At 62.5% G+C, this 13,371-nt stretch carries 19 protein-coding genes; 10 read left to right on the top strand and 9 right to left on the bottom strand.

Translation table 11 applies throughout. The annotated features are described in order from the left end of the window. Nucleotides 1-107: 107 nt before the first annotated feature. A complete protein-coding gene (locus tag JQ628_RS26950) occupies nucleotides 108-800 on the bottom strand; it encodes a helix-turn-helix domain-containing protein (protein WP_212227264.1) in 693 nt (230 codons plus the stop codon). A 253-nt stretch (nucleotides 801-1,053) separates the two neighbouring features. On the opposite strand from JQ628_RS26950, the gene JQ628_RS26945 reads away from it, so the two are divergent. Next, nucleotides 1,054-1,266: a hypothetical protein gene (locus tag JQ628_RS26945; RefSeq protein WP_212227262.1), complete on the top strand. Its 213-nt coding sequence runs from the start codon at nucleotides 1,054-1,056 to the stop codon at nucleotides 1,264-1,266. 72 nt (nucleotides 1,267-1,338) lie between these two features. On the opposite strand, the gene JQ628_RS26940 is transcribed toward JQ628_RS26945, so the two are convergent. The 4 genes from JQ628_RS26940 to JQ628_RS26925 all read right to left on the bottom strand — a co-directional run bounded on the left by JQ628_RS26940 (nucleotide 1,339) and on the right by JQ628_RS26925 (nucleotide 4,808). Continuing rightward, nucleotides 1,339-1,728 carry a response regulator transcription factor gene (locus JQ628_RS26940; protein WP_212227260.1) on the bottom strand — a complete coding sequence of 130 codons (390 nt, stop codon included), beginning with the start codon at nucleotides 1,726-1,728 and terminating at the stop codon, nucleotides 1,339-1,341. 84 nt (nucleotides 1,729-1,812) lie between these two features. Then, nucleotides 1,813-2,430: a response regulator FixJ gene (fixJ, locus tag JQ628_RS26935; RefSeq protein WP_212227258.1), complete on the bottom strand. Its 618-nt coding sequence runs from the start codon at nucleotides 2,428-2,430 to the stop codon at nucleotides 1,813-1,815. Continuing rightward, nucleotides 2,420-3,955, bottom strand: coding sequence for a sensor protein FixL (gene fixL / locus JQ628_RS26930; RefSeq protein WP_212227249.1), 1,536 nt, complete (start codon nucleotides 3,953-3,955; stop codon nucleotides 2,420-2,422). Before fixL ends, fixJ begins: the two co-directional genes overlap by 11 nt. Nucleotides 3,956-4,073: 118 nt before the next feature. Then, nucleotides 4,074-4,808, bottom strand: coding sequence for a CBS domain-containing protein (locus JQ628_RS26925; protein ID WP_212227247.1), 735 nt, complete (start codon nucleotides 4,806-4,808; stop codon nucleotides 4,074-4,076). Nucleotides 4,809-4,984: 176 nt separating this feature from the next. Here JQ628_RS26925 and JQ628_RS26920 point away from each other — a divergent pair, with 176 nt between their 5' ends. Together JQ628_RS26920 and JQ628_RS26915 are read left to right on the top strand one after the other, a co-directional pair. Then, on the top strand, nucleotides 4,985-5,812 hold the full coding sequence (locus tag JQ628_RS26920; RefSeq protein WP_212227245.1) for a universal stress protein: 828 nt from the start codon (nucleotides 4,985-4,987) through the stop codon (nucleotides 5,810-5,812). A gap of 72 nt (nucleotides 5,813-5,884) precedes the next feature. Next, nucleotides 5,885-6,247: a hypothetical protein gene (locus JQ628_RS26915; RefSeq protein ID WP_212227243.1), complete on the top strand. Its 363-nt coding sequence runs from the start codon at nucleotides 5,885-5,887 to the stop codon at nucleotides 6,245-6,247. A gap of 85 nt (nucleotides 6,248-6,332) precedes the next feature. On the opposite strand, the gene JQ628_RS26910 is transcribed toward JQ628_RS26915, so the two are convergent. Next, entirely contained in the window at nucleotides 6,333-6,575 is a 243-nt protein-coding gene (locus JQ628_RS26910) for a hypothetical protein (RefSeq protein ID WP_212227240.1), read from the bottom strand. Between the two features lie 204 nt (nucleotides 6,576-6,779). On the opposite strand from JQ628_RS26910, the gene JQ628_RS26905 reads away from it, so the two are divergent. Both JQ628_RS26905 and JQ628_RS26900 read left to right on the top strand, forming a co-directional pair. Beyond that, nucleotides 6,780-7,253, top strand: a complete 474-nt coding sequence (locus tag JQ628_RS26905) for a CBS domain-containing protein (protein ID WP_212227238.1) — start codon at nucleotides 6,780-6,782, stop codon at nucleotides 7,251-7,253. Continuing rightward, nucleotides 7,223-8,053 (top strand): universal stress protein, encoded by an 831-nt coding sequence (locus JQ628_RS26900; RefSeq protein ID WP_212227230.1) that lies wholly within the window; start codon nucleotides 7,223-7,225, stop codon nucleotides 8,051-8,053. The genes JQ628_RS26905 and JQ628_RS26900 overlap by 31 nt, the downstream gene beginning before the upstream one ends. A gap of 211 nt (nucleotides 8,054-8,264) precedes the next feature. Here JQ628_RS26900 and JQ628_RS26895 read toward each other — a convergent pair whose 3' ends face one another. From JQ628_RS26895 to JQ628_RS26885, 3 genes are read right to left on the bottom strand one after another with little or no spacing between them, the layout of a single operon-like run. Then, the gene (locus JQ628_RS26895; RefSeq protein WP_212227222.1) at nucleotides 8,265-8,669 is read right to left on the bottom strand and encodes a hypothetical protein; all 405 of its coding nucleotides are present in this window, start codon (nucleotides 8,667-8,669) and stop codon (nucleotides 8,265-8,267) included. Nucleotides 8,670-8,698: 29 nt separating this feature from the next. After that, nucleotides 8,699-9,163, bottom strand: a complete 465-nt coding sequence (locus JQ628_RS26890) for a phage holin family protein (protein ID WP_212227220.1) — start codon at nucleotides 9,161-9,163, stop codon at nucleotides 8,699-8,701. A 1-nt stretch (nucleotide 9,164) separates the two neighbouring features. Continuing rightward, nucleotides 9,165-9,437, bottom strand: coding sequence for a hypothetical protein (locus JQ628_RS26885; protein WP_212227218.1), 273 nt, complete (start codon nucleotides 9,435-9,437; stop codon nucleotides 9,165-9,167). 126 nt (nucleotides 9,438-9,563) lie between these two features. Here JQ628_RS26885 and JQ628_RS26880 point away from each other — a divergent pair, with 126 nt between their 5' ends. The 5 genes from JQ628_RS26880 to JQ628_RS26860 all read left to right on the top strand — a co-directional run bounded on the left by JQ628_RS26880 (nucleotide 9,564) and on the right by JQ628_RS26860 (nucleotide 13,358). Continuing rightward, complete coding sequence (locus JQ628_RS26880) at nucleotides 9,564-10,700, top strand: ABC transporter permease (protein WP_212227216.1); 1,137 nt, start codon at nucleotides 9,564-9,566, stop codon at nucleotides 10,698-10,700. A gap of 3 nt (nucleotides 10,701-10,703) precedes the next feature. After that, complete coding sequence (locus JQ628_RS26875) at nucleotides 10,704-11,483, top strand: ABC transporter ATP-binding protein (protein WP_212227207.1); 780 nt, start codon at nucleotides 10,704-10,706, stop codon at nucleotides 11,481-11,483. A 5-nt stretch (nucleotides 11,484-11,488) separates the two neighbouring features. Continuing rightward, nucleotides 11,489-12,592 (top strand): ABC-type transport auxiliary lipoprotein family protein, encoded by a 1,104-nt coding sequence (locus tag JQ628_RS26870; RefSeq protein ID WP_212227205.1) that lies wholly within the window; start codon nucleotides 11,489-11,491, stop codon nucleotides 12,590-12,592. A gap of 147 nt (nucleotides 12,593-12,739) precedes the next feature. Continuing rightward, complete coding sequence (locus JQ628_RS26865) at nucleotides 12,740-12,883, top strand: hypothetical protein (protein ID WP_212227203.1); 144 nt, start codon at nucleotides 12,740-12,742, stop codon at nucleotides 12,881-12,883. Between the two features lie 10 nt (nucleotides 12,884-12,893). Continuing rightward, on the top strand, nucleotides 12,894-13,358 hold the full coding sequence (locus JQ628_RS26860) for a hypothetical protein (RefSeq protein ID WP_212227201.1): 465 nt from the start codon (nucleotides 12,894-12,896) through the stop codon (nucleotides 13,356-13,358). The last annotated feature ends 13 nt before the right edge of the window (nucleotides 13,359-13,371 follow it).

Raw genomic sequence — 13,371 nt, 5'->3', positions numbered from 1 at the left:
GGCGCCTCCGCGCCGCGGGAAGGCGAAGGCGCGTGTGTGGTTCGGTGAAAGGCCGTGCGTCGCCGCCGGTCACTGCGGGGATCGTCCCGCTTGCTTCGACGTGGGAGTCAACAGTTGAGAACCGCCAGTTGGTGCCGGTCGCGCAGCAGGATCTGCCGTGCGCTGGAAAGCCCGAGCACGCCCTTGGCCTGCAATTCGGAGAGCGAACGTGACACGGTTTCCAATGTGAGCCCGAGATAGTCGCCGATGTCGCGACGGCACATCGGCAGGGCGATCATGCCCGCTCTTGCCAGACGGCGGTCCATTTCGAGCAAGAACGTCGCAACGCGCTCCATCGCGGTCTTGCGGCCGAGCAGCAGCATGTGGTTTTCAGCGTGCCGCAGCTCGCCCGACGTGATGGACCAGAGATCGCGGGCGACGCGAACATCGCTGTGCGCGGCCTGCTCCAGGCTGCGGCGATTGACCAGACGGACCGTCGTGTCGAGGATGGCTTCAGCGGCGAGGCGATGCTTCATGCCGGTTTCGAGGCCGAATACGTCGCCTGCCAGATGGAAGGCGCCGATCTGGCGCCGGCCGTCGGAAAGAAGCTTGTAGGTGCGCACCGCGCCCCGGACCACCTGGTAGACATATTCGGCCGTCTCGTCCTCGCCGTAGATCTCTTCGTCCTTGCGGTAGATGAATTCGGACGCGACGAGGCCAGCATGACCGGTCAACACGTCGAAGTGGTCGGTGGTTGCAGCGGGCGCGGGGGCAACCTTGCGGCCGCCGGGGGCAGAAGTGCTGATTGACTGGCTGAGCATTGGGCATCTCCACGTTCCGGGTTGACCAAGCTGTAATCCGGAACCGGGGAGCCCGAAATTTGGTCCGATGCCTTAAGGGGAATCCCCTACGTAGCTTTCCGGAGTTGTCAGCGGCCGGGACACTGCATTTCCCAAAGATTCTCTGATACTCGGGTGCATTCCGCAGCCGTTTGAGCTCGATCAAGGCGGAGTTGGGATTCCGCGTGGTAGCTTGATCCCAACCTCCTTGAGTTGTCAGACGTGGAGTCGAAACATGACGCGTTACATTGCTCGATTCATGAAAAAAGTGTTGGGCGAAAACGGCCATGAAGCTGAGATCTGCCAGAGCGCGATCGAGGTTGACGCCCCATCCAGCGAAGACGCGGCCGAACTTGCCAAGGCCAGATTCTGTGAAGGGGAGAAGGTCGCGCAGTGGCTGCTTCACGCCGACCGCGTGCAGATCGTCGAGACGGAATTCCCGTCATAGCGATTGTGGCCAATGGGCCCCGAGATTTGGTCTGATGCCCTTGGCGGAAGCCGCTGATCGTATTGGAGGAGGCTATAGGCCGGCGCTTACATTCCCCAGCACGCCTCTGATATGGCCGGGCAGGCTCTCCTCGAGGTGAGGCTTGCGCAGCACATGCCGGATGCCGGCGACGCTGGCGCGGTCCGGCAGATTTTGATCGATCTGGCCGGTGATCAGGATGATGGGCACCCGGACCTCACGGCTTCTCAGCCGCGCAGCCAGGTCGATTCCATTCATGTTCGGCATCTTGTAGTCGATCACCAGGCAATCGGCATTTTCGGCGTCCTCCTTGAGAAGCGCTGCGCCACTCCTGAACGTCCGCACGTCGAATCCTTCCGTCTCGAGCAGGAATTGCAGCGAGCCGAGCACGTCGGGATCGTCATCGACAATATAAATCATGGCTTTGGCCGGCGAAGCGGGCATCACCGACCCCCACAAGATGGCGTTTCATTGGCGCGAAGCATCCGGATTGTATGACAGAGTTCGCGAATTGCGGCTTGATCTGCCTCAATCTTTCAGCGCGCCCGCCCGCATGGCGAGCCGCACCAGCTCGGAAAGGCTGCCCGCCTGCATCTTGGTCATCACATTGGCGCGATAGACCTCGATGGTGCGGGGGCTGATGTCATACTCGCGGGCAATGGCCTTGTTCGACAAGCCTGCCACCAGCCCGTCCATCACCTGGCGTTCGCGTTGGCTCAGGCTGGCGACGCGGCCCGCGATTTCGTGTGTCACTGCCTCATTCTTCGCCTCGGTCTCGGCGCGCCTGAGGCCGCCTTCGAGCATGGACACCAACAGACCATCGTCGAACGGCTTTTCGAGGAAGTCGACAGCGCCAAGTTTCATCGCTTCCACCGCCAGCGGCACGTCGCCGTGACCGGTCATGATGATGACGGGGAAGCGGCAATGCTGCGCCTGCAAGCGGCGCAGCATTTCAATGCCGCCGATTCCGGGCATGCGTACGTCCGAGACCACGCAGCCGAATTCGAGGCCGGAAAGCGCGCCGAGGAAAGCCTGGGCCGAATCGAACAGCATCACCTCGAAATCGGCAGAGCCGAGCAAGAATTCCAGCGAGTGACGCATCGCCTCGTCATCATCGACAACGTAGACTTTTCCTCTAGTCGGCATCGGTCAGGCTCTCATGGGGTGCACCGGGAAGCGTAAAGCGGAAGGTCGCGCCGCCGGAAGAATTGCTCTCAGCCCACATCTTGCCGCCATGCGCCTCGACGATGGAGCGGCTGATCGAAAGCCCGACACCCATGCCGGCTTCCTTGGTGGTGAAGAAGGTCTGGAACAGGTTGGACTCGACGCCCTCGGCGAAGCCCGAACCGGTGTCGGCAACCGAGATCTCGACCATGTCGTCAGCGACCACTCTTGTCGAAGCCACGAGGCGGCGCTGCGGCGAACTCGCCATGGCTTCCAGCGCGTTACGGAACAAGTTTACCAGCACCTGCTGAATCTGGACGCGGTCAACAAGCACCAGATCGTGTTTGCGGTCGAGTTCGAACTGCAAGTTGACTCCCTGTTCGCGCGCGCCGGTGAGCCCAAGTGCGCCGGATTCCTCGATCAGCTTGGCAATACTTTCAATCCGCTTTTCCGACTCCCCCCGCGCGACGAAATCGCGCAGGCGGCGGATGATCTGGCCGGCGCGCTGGGCCTGCTCTGCGGCGCGATCCATCGCGCTTTCGATTCTTTCGCGGTTGGGGTCATTGCTCGCCGAGAGCAACCGGCGCGAACCCTTCATGTAGTTGCTGATCGCCGCCAGGGGCTGATTCAACTCGTGTGCCAGCGCCGAAGCCATCTCGCCCATTGCCGAGAGCCGGGATATGTGCACGAGCTCGGATTGCAGTTCCTGGAGGCGGTGCTGGGTTTGCTGCTGTTCCGTCAGATCGCGCACGAAACCGGTGAAATAGGGTTCGCCACCGGAGCGCATTTCGCCGACCGAGAGATGCATCGGGAAAGTGGTGCCATCCTTGCGCTTGCCGGTAACGATGCGGCCGATGCCGATGATGCGCCGTTCGCCGCTCAGGAGATAGCGTTCAAGATAGGAATCGTGAAGGGTCCGATCCGGCTCGGGCATCAGGATGCTGACGTTCTGGCCGATCGCTTCTTCCGCCGCATAGCCGAACTGCCGCTCAGCCGCGTTGCTGAAAAACTGCATGACGCCGCGGCGGTCGATGACGATCATCGCATCGGGGATCGTCTCCAGGATCGATCGCAGATGCGTTTCGCGGATGCGCAATGCCTCCTCGACCTGCTTTTCCTCGTCGATATCGAAGGCAATGCCGGTGAGATGGTGCGGCCGGCCGTCGTCGGTCCGCACCAGGCCCGCGCGCAGGCGAATCCAGTGCCGCGAGTTGGGCCGCGCGGCGATGAAGAAAGTGGTGTCAAGCCCGGCGCCCGTTTCCGCCGTGCGGGCGATTGCTTCTCTCACGCGTTCACGGTCGAGTGGATCGAGCAGCGAAAGGAAAATTTCGTAGGCGATCTCCTGCTTGCCGGATATGCCGAATAGTTCGCCGGCATTTGCCGACCACGTCACTTCCCGGGTCAGCAGATCGAGATCCCACATCCCGACCCCGGAACGCTCGATTCCGAGGCGGAAGCGCAGGTCTCGCTCGGCATCATCCGGGTGTGGTTTGACGACGTTGGTCACGCCTTGCCTTCAGGTCAGCCCTCCGCGGATCACGGCGCTGGGGGCGCGGCCACGGATCGAACAAGCCTTTTTGTCCCAAGACCAGGTAAAGCTCAAGACTTGTTCGGTGCAGAGGGGTTTAGCCTGCCGCGGCCGTCGAATCCTGCTCATCCTCCGGGGAGTTCACGTAGACTCCTGACATCGGTTCGAGCCAAACCAGATGGTCATGCACCTTGCGAACGCCGGTGACGTTCTCTGCCGCGACAATCGCTGCCTTGCGCGACCGCTCGTCGGTGATGACGCCGCTGAGATGCACGATACCGCCGCGCACTGTTACGCCGAGGCCGAACGGCGTCCAATCGTTCTGTTCGATGGCCGCAAAAATCCGGTTCCGGACATGATCGTCGTCGGCGGTCGGATCGGGGACATCCCGGGCGAGATCAAGCACGGCCTGCACCAGGTTGGTGCGCGTGATGATGCCGACAAGCTCGTCGCCTCGCATGACCGGCACGCGCTTGATGTCATTTTTCTCCATTGTCTCGGTCACCTCCTCCAGGGTGGCGTCCTCCGAGACCGTGATCGGCTGCGCGTTCATAACATCACCGACCTTGCGGCCGCGTTCGCGAACGAAATCGACCGCCGCGCGCCCGGGCCCGACCAGCAGTTTCAGCCACCGCGGCCGGCGGCGTTGCGTACCGATCTCCGCGCGGCGCATGAAGTCGCCTTGTGAGACGACGCCCACCAGTTTGCCGGCTTCATCGAGCACGGGCATCCCGCTGATGTGCTGTAACAGCAGCGTGCGCGCCGCCTGTACGATCGGAGTATCGACTGTCGTGGTGATGACCTGTCGGGTCATGATCTGATGGGCCCGCATGTTGAATTCTCCAGCCGAGCTAAAATCCGGCGCAACTCTAGATCACCCACGTCGCCGGCGATTGATACAGGTCAAGAACGGTGCAGGCGGCGGAGCGCATTCGTTTTGATCTAGCTCATCCCGCGATTGCCTTCTCTCCGCTACCCGCATTTCAGAATCAGAAGCGGGAGAAGACGATGACATATGCGACAGCAATGATCAGCCTGGCGGTGGAGCAGCCGAACGACGCGCTGCTCGAGGTAGCCGGGCAATTCGCCGGACAGTTTTCCGCGAAGATGATCGGCATTGCAGCGGCCATGTTCAGCCCGCCGATGTATTTCCTCGACGGCGTCGCCAGCCAGCGGCTGATCGAGGAGGGCGAGGGCGCCATCAACAGGCGCATGGTCGAACTGGAGGGGCAATTTCGCGCAGCGATGCACGGTCGCGCCAGAGATGTCGAATGGCGCTCCGCCCTGGAGTTGCCGGCGCGCTATGTCGCGCGCGAAGCCCGCGCGGCCGATCTCGTCATCGTCGGCGGCGACGGTAACGCGATTCTCGATCCGTTTGCGATCGCAGGGCCCAGCGATCTGGTGCTACAGGCGGGACGGCCGCTACTGGTCGTGCCGGCGGCCGTGAAATGGCTGGATCTGCGCAGCGTGCTGGTGGCCTGGAAGGATTGTCCGGAAGCGCGGCGCGCGGTCGCCGATGCATTGCCACTCCTCGCCAAGGCAAAGGAAGTGACCGTTGCGGGCATTGCCGAGGAAGAGGGCGGCCAGGCGACGGTGCGCCGCCAAGCGGACGATGTCGTCGGCTGGCTCTCCCGCCACGGCATCGTGGCGCGTGCGCACGTGCCGGAGCGAATTGGCAATGCGGTGATACAGCTCAACCGCATTGCTGCGGATACCGGCGCCGGCGTCGTGGTGGCCGGTGCCTATGGCCACTCGCGGTTCCGCGAATGGGTGCTGGGCGGCGTCACCCAGCATCTCGTCGGGCAAGCGGCCCGGTGTGCGTTGCTGTCGCGATGAGCCGTCTTTTGATGCAGCGCAAGGACATCGGTAGCTCCAGCGTTAGCTTTTCGAGGCAAATGGAGGTTTGCCATGTCAGACATCTCGATCCAGGCCAGCACGAATCGTCCCGCCAGCGACACCCCGGGCATGTTCGTCGAGCTCAACAAGCGGGCGCTGCATTTCCTGTTCGATGTGCAGCGCGTCATGCTGACCGAAATGGTCACCGCCGGCGACGAGATACTCGAAGATGTTCGCGCCGAGATGCATCTTGCGGCCGAGTTTGCCGCCAAGATCAATGAGGCCCATTCCGTGGAGAACATCCGGACGGCGCTGAAGGAGTGCGGCCAGCACCAAATGGACGTGTTCAGCCGGGAAGGCCGGAACTTCCTCCGGCGCAACCAGCGTCTGGTCGAAGCGACTTCGCAGCTGTTTACCAACACCCGGAAGCAGTAGTGCCCTGCGTGGCAACCCGCCGCGTTGCGATCATCGCAGGCGCGGCGTATTGCCACCCGGGACGCCTTGGCAGGTGGGGGCCCCGTCACGGCATACGAGGACGGGCCGATCTACATAGCAGCACCACGATCGCGAAGAGAGCAATTCCCACCACCGCAAGCGCGATCCATTGCGCGGCGGTTAGCAGGAAGGCGGCCTCGAATCGCCAGACCGATTGCGGCTCGGGAAAGGCGACCGGTTGCATGTCGGAGAAGTAGCCGAGTACAACGGTAATGCCGACCAGCACAGCCGTAGCGACCACCGCGACATAGACTAGCCTTTGCAACATTGCTTTTTCTCCCCTGAATGGTGGCCGAATATTATCGTCGCGCATGGCGGCGCGACATTCCGATCGGCTCCCTAGGGTTCATTACGTAGTCCCGCCCATTGTTGACCTCGATCAAGTGCCGCTGCACGGCAAGGCGTCTAATGCTGGCGGTCCGGAAAATCATCCGGGGCGCATTTTCAACCCGACATCCGACTGGTGGCTGGTTTGTACAAATTTCTCGAACAGATCGTTTCCGATTACATGACCTGCGACATCGTCACGGTATCGCCAGCCATGTCGATCCGCGAACTCGGTCAGCGCTTCAAGGAAACCGACTTCAACAGCTTTCCGGTCGTCGATCATGGGCAGGTCGTCGGCATAGTCTCGAAATTCGATTATCTCGCCTGCTTCGAGTTCACCCCCGCATCCATGGTGCCACACTATGATGATCTGATGCAGCGGACGGTCGCCGGCGTCATGACCCGTGATTTCATCTACGTGGGCCGAGAAACGAAACTGACGCGCGTTCTTCAACTGATGATCGAGCATCGCCTCAGGAGCCTGCCGATCCTGGACGCCGACGCGCGCCTGATTGGCGTGATCGCGCGTGAGGACATTATCGGCGCGCTCGAGTCTTGCGCACAAACCGAAACCCGAGGAGCACAGCCATGGCGATCAGGGACTTGTTACTGCCGCTGATTGGCGATGCCACCAGAACGACAATGGACGCGATCGAGAAGAGCGTGGCTATGGCGGCCCGGCTGGACGCCCGTATCACGGCTTTGGCATTGGAGACCGAGCAAGACGCCTTGCCGCCAACCGTGGCCGACGTATTGGGCGAAACCCAGCTCGTGCAGACTGCGCCGACTGCTCGGACCTTGCTCACCGCGTTCCAGGCCGCGGCAACCAAGTGTGGGGTCCGCAACGAGCAGCGACTCGAGCGTTCGACCATTGCCGGGATGATCGGCGCGGTCGCCGAGGAGGCGCGATTGAAAGACCTATCGGTCGTGCCGATCAGGTCCAACGACTCGTTCTCGGAAAAGCTTGTCGAACGGCTTTTGTTTGAAACAGGGCGGCCGATTCTGATGTGCCCGGAGACCACGGCCGACACGCTCAGCGCGACTTTCGACGACATTGCGATTGCCTGGGACCATACGGCGCCGGCTGCCCGCGCCGTCGGCGACGCCATTCCTTTACTCAAGCGAGCGACGCGGGTCCGGATTGTCACGGCGACAGATCGCGCGAGCGACGCGCAACGTGGTTCCAGCGCGGCTCTGCGAAGGCATCTGGCGGAGCACGGCATCGAGGCTCAGCTCGATGTCCTTGAGATCAAAGGTAGCTCCGTCGGCAGGGTTTTCGCGACCTATGTGGATCAGAACGTCATCGACCTGCTCGTCATGGGTGGCTACCGGCATTCGCCCGTGAATGAATGGTTCTGGGGCGGCATGACGAACACCATTATCAACGACCCGCCTTGCTGGGTCATGCTGGCGCATTAGGGTCACCAATTTCAGTCGTGTGAGGCCAACGCTTTGTGGCGGTGGCCGGAGCGGGCCCATGACAGGGCTCGCGCGGCGCGGTGGTCTTTGAAAATATTTGCGGCGGATTTGCCGGCAAGCTCGGCATCGCCGGTCCGCGTTATGGCAAAATCGCGGGAATGACGAAAGTTGTCATTCGCGCTGGACCTTCGCTGCGGTCACTTCTCGATCGCTAGAGCCGGGCGACCGCTACCACGCGGAACGGGTGTGTCCGCCCTTCCTCGTTCACCGAGACATATTCCCCGGGTACGAAGCGCTCCTCGTTGAAGTGATAGCCGGGCTCGTCGGGAATGTTGGCGTCGTACTGGAAGGCCCACGAGCCGCCGCGGCGATGTACGAGATGGCCGTGCACGGTTCCCTCGTTGGGCCGCAGCCGCGCCACGCGGCAGGCCTCGCGATGCTGCCGCCACGTTTCGGGATCGATATGGCCATCATCGTCCAGCGGTGCGACCAGGACATAGGCGATGTTGTGCGCGCCCTCAGGATGTCCCCGCTCGCGCGCCAGTTCGATCCGGATCTGGCGAAAGCTCGGCGGCAGCGACGTGTTCAAGATAGGGGCTGGCGATGAATTCGGCATGGAAGATCCCTGGTTTTGGTGAAGCGAATCTATTCGGCGGCCGCTGCCGGCTTGCGCAAATGGCTGATGGCGGCTGTGATCAAGGGCACGATCAGCGGCAGCGCGCCCTCGAGCGGGTGGTGAAGCAGGCGGTCGACTTGCGCCTGCACGGCTTTGGCATCGATCTGTAGCGCTTCGATTGCGGCGTCGTGGATCTCGTTTGCAAACCCCAGTTCCTGATTGGTACTGGCGCGGCGGGATGCCGCCAGAACAAGGATGAGGCTGATGGCGAGATTGACGGCGCCGAGGATGGCGGCTGCGGTGATCGCGCTCACTACCCCAACCAGCGCGAAATAGGCGGCAAGCTGGAACATCAGAAGCGCAAAGGCCGCGAGCAGCGCGGCGAAGGCCAGCAAGCCGAAGCCGACGAGCATGTGCCGCAGCCGCATCTCGGCGATGATCTTGTCCGCGCGCCATAGCAGCCGCAGATTTCTTACGATGTTTTCGGTGTTCATCTCAAATTCTCCTCAAGGCAACGCCGATGACGATGCCGACCGCGAGGGCGCAGGCAAGCGCCATGACCGGGCGCTCGACGACAAGCCGTTCGATCTGTTTTTCTTCCTGGCTCAGGGTTTGCCCGAGTTCGTCCAGCGCGGATTTCAACTGCCCGGCAACGGCATCGGCGCGCTCGCGGGAAGCCTTCAGCATCTCGTCGCCGGCGGTGCCCAGCAGGCGAGCGGCATCGGCCCTGAGCGCCAAAAGCTCGTCGCGGAATTCAGTCGATTTCACCGATTCATCTCCTTGATGGGTGCAAACATTCTATGAGCGCGGCGGGAAGCGGCGTTGATTTGGCTCAAGCTGGAACCGCAGTGGGCCTTTAGAAAGATCGAACTTCAACCGTTCCGGAACCTGGCAGTGAATTCCGCGCCGCTTCTCAACGCCGTCACAACCGGCGACTCGCTTGAACTCCGTCCCACCGGATCGTGGACGGTGGTCAACGCCAATTTGCTGGAAAACCTGTTCAACGCCGTGACTCCGCAACTGGCGAGCGCGAAGCGCCTGCGCGTCGATCTCGCCGGGGTTCGCGAAATCGATACGCTCGGCGCATGGCTGCTGGAAAAGATTTCGCGCGGAGCGGAGCAGGCGGGCCGGCCGGTCGTTGTCACAGGTGTCGATGAGCGCCATGCAGAGCTGATCGAGGATGTCCGCAAGGTCAACCGCGGCAAGCGGAGAGTGCAGCCTCGACCCAACGCCGCGCTCGCACTTTTGGAACGGACAGGGCGATCGGCGTTCGGCGCCGTCGGCGAAGCCGCCATCCTCCTCCAGATGTTGGGCGCTGTCAGCTGGGCGCTGTTCGGCGTGCTGCGCCGCCCGCGTTCGCTGCGGCTGACCTCGCTGGTCTACCAGACCTGGCGGTTCGGCTGGCAGGCCATCCCGATCGTGGTGCTGATCACTTTCCTGATCGGTGCGATCATAGCCCAGCAGGGCATCTTCCACTTCCGCAGGTTCGGTGCCGAATCCTATGTCGTCGATATGGTCGGCATTCTCGTGCTGCGCGAGATCGGCGTGTTGATTGTCGCGATCATGGTGGCCGGCCGCTCGGGCAGCGCGTGCACGGCGGAACTCGGCTCGATGAAAATGCGGGAGGAGATCGATGCACTCTCCACCATGGGCCTCGATCCGGTCGAGGTGCTCATTCTTCCGCGCATCGTCGCGCTAGTGATTGCCTTGCCGATCCTGGCCTTCTTGGGTTCGATGGCTGCGCTCTATGGCGGCGGTCTGATCGCCTGGCTTTATGGCGGTATGTCGCCCGCGATCTTCATCGCCCGCCTGCACGAGGCGGTGTCGGTCACCCATTTCGAGGTCGGCATGATCAAGGCGCCGTTCATGGCGCTGGTGATCGGCATTATCGCCTGTAGCGAAGGGCTTAAAGTAAAGGGCAGCGCGGAATCGCTGGGCCGCCAGACCACGACCTCGGTGGTGAAGTCGATCTTCCTCGTCATCGTGCTCGACGGCCTGTTTGCCGTGTTCTTCGCCTCGATCGGAATGTGAGCCGTGGACGCCCCGACCGATCAATATGCGATTCGTGTCAGCGACCTCGTGGTCGGCTTCGGCCGCCGGGTCGTGATCGATCATCTCTCGCTCGATGTGCGCCGGGGCGAGATCCTCGGTCTGGTCGGCGCTTCCGGCGGCGGAAAGTCGGTGCTGATGCGCACCATCATCGGGCTGATTCCGAAGATGGGCGGCCGCATCGAGGTGATGGGCTGGGATGCGGATGCCGCCGGCGGATTGAACGGCCATTTCGGTGCGCCGAAATGGGGCATCCTGTTTCAGCAGGGCGCGCTGTTCTCCTCGCTCACGGCCCGGCAGAACGTGCAGTTTCCCCTGCGCGAGAATCTCTCGCTGTCGCAATCGCTGATGGACGAGATCGCCGACGCCAAGCTCGAAATGGTGGGGCTCACGGCAGAGGACGGCGACAAGCTGCCATACGAACTCTCGGGCGGCATGGTCAAGCGCGTTGCGCTGGCGCGTGCGCTTGCGCTCGATCCGGCGATCGTCTTTCTCGACGAGCCGACCAGCGGCCTCGATCCGATCGCGGCCGGCGATTTCGACGTGCTGATCAAGACGCTCCAGAAGACGCTCGGTCTCACCGTCTTCATGGTGACGCATGACCTCGCAAGCCTCAAGACCGTCTGCGACCGCGTTGCGGCGCTCGCCGACGGCAAGATCGTGGCCATCGGATCGATGGACGACCTGCTGCATTCCGAACATCCCTGGGTGAAGGCCTATTTCCACGGCAAGCGCTCGCTGATGCTGCAAAAGAAACCGGATTGATCGACATGGAAACCAGAGCCCCCTTCATCGTTGTCGGCGCCTTCGTCCTGGCGGCAATCGCGGCCGTGTTCGGCTTCGTGTACTGGCTGCACAATTCCACCGGCATCGGCGCGCGGAGCACCTACCATGTGCAATTCGACGGGTCGGTGCCTGGCCTGTTGGTCGGCGCCAGCGTGCTGTTCAACGGCATCCGCGTCGGCGAGGTCACCGGACTCAAGCTCGCCACCGACAATCCGCGCCGCGTCAATGCGACGATCGCGGTTGCCGCCGACACGCCGGTGCGCTCCGACACCAAAGTCGGGCTCGATTTCCAGGGCCTGACCGGTGTGCCGGTCGTGGCGCTGGAAGGCGGCAAGGAGATTGCTGCTTCCGGCAACGTGCCGACGCTGATTGCCGAGCCCGGCGCAGGTCAGAGCATGACGCAGGCCGCGCGCGATGCGTTGCGCCGCGTCGATTCGATCCTCTCCGAAAACGCCGAGCCGTTGCAGGGCATGATCGCGAACTTCCGGACCTTCTCGGACGGGCTGGCGCGCAACACCGGCAAGCTCGACAGCATCGTCAGCGGCCTCGAGCGCATGACCGGCGCCAGCACGCCGCCGCCGAAGACCGTCTACAACTTGCAGGCCGCGCCCGCGCCCGCAAGTCCCGGTAAGCCGTTGCAGGGGCAGCTCGTGATCCCGGAGCCCTCGACGGTCGTGATGCTCGACACGCAGCGCATCCTGTTCTCGCCAGCCAATGACTCGGCGGAGTTCGCCAACGCGCAATGGGCCGACACGATCCCGCGGCTGTTGCAGGCAAAGTTGATCCAGAGCTTTGAGAATTACGACATCGCGCATGCGCCGCTGCGAAGCGCCGATGGCGTCGAGATGGACTACCAGCTCCTGCTCGATATCCGTGAATTTCGGGTAGAGGCGGGCTCGGCGCCGACGGCAAAGATCGCCTTCTCGGCGCGGCTCCTGACCAGGCAAGGCAAGGTCGTTGCCGCCCGCGTGTTCAGCGCAAGCCAGACGGTCGACAGGGTCGATCCGTCAGGCGTCATCGCTGCCTTCGATACGGCTTTCGCTGATGTTGCGCGGGAACTGATCGCCTGGACAGTGCAAAAGCTTTGAGCGCGGGGCGCTACTCCAGACTTTTCAGATAAGGCAGCACATCGTTGATCTGGTCGGTCTCGAGCCTGAACGTGGGAGCTTGATGCAGCTCAAATACGGAAGCGGGTTTCCATGCCACGCTGGTCCCAAGCTCAAAGGAGGACCGCGATGCCCGTAGATTCCCTGCTTGTTTCCGCCGCCATCGTCAGCGTGTTCGTGATTTTCGGTTCGGTTTTGTACTGGGGGGAGCGCCGGACCCGGACGGTGTCTCCTGCCGGCGAAACTGCAAAAGTAAAACGTCGCGGGTTCTGATGGGGGCAACATGGCTGTATCGTCAAACCTTCAGAACACTTCCGTCATTGGCCGCCTGATCGCGCGCGTAAAGCGGCTTGCTGCCGTTAACGCCGAGACGTTTGAGCTGCGCCGTATGGACGACCATCAGGTCGACGAGATCGCGCATGGTCTGGGTCTTTCGCGCTTGGAGCTCTTTGCGATCTGCAACAACAAGGAGAGCGGCGATCTGCTGAAGCGTCGCCTGGCGCAGTTCGGGCTCACGGAGGAATCGCTGGCGAGGAAGCACCCCGACGTGCTGCACGATCTACAGCGGGTGTGTGGCACATGCAGGGCGGCATCGCGCTGCGCTCACGATTTCACCGTGTGCGAGGAGACTCGGCGCGACGAGTACTGTCCGAACACCTGCACGCTGTACGCGCTGAAGCAGGAGGGGCTGGGGCGCAAGGACAGCTCGGCGATGCACCCCGCCTCTATGTTCCACAGCATTGAGTGAATTTTGAACGGGA

The sequence above is a fragment of the Bradyrhizobium lablabi genome (assembly GCF_018129385.1).
In the GTDB taxonomy this organism is placed as follows: domain Bacteria; phylum Pseudomonadota; class Alphaproteobacteria; order Rhizobiales; family Xanthobacteraceae; genus Bradyrhizobium; species Bradyrhizobium lablabi_C.
The sequence above is the reverse complement of the archived record's forward strand: the minus strand, read 5'-3'. Positions and strand labels throughout refer to the sequence as shown.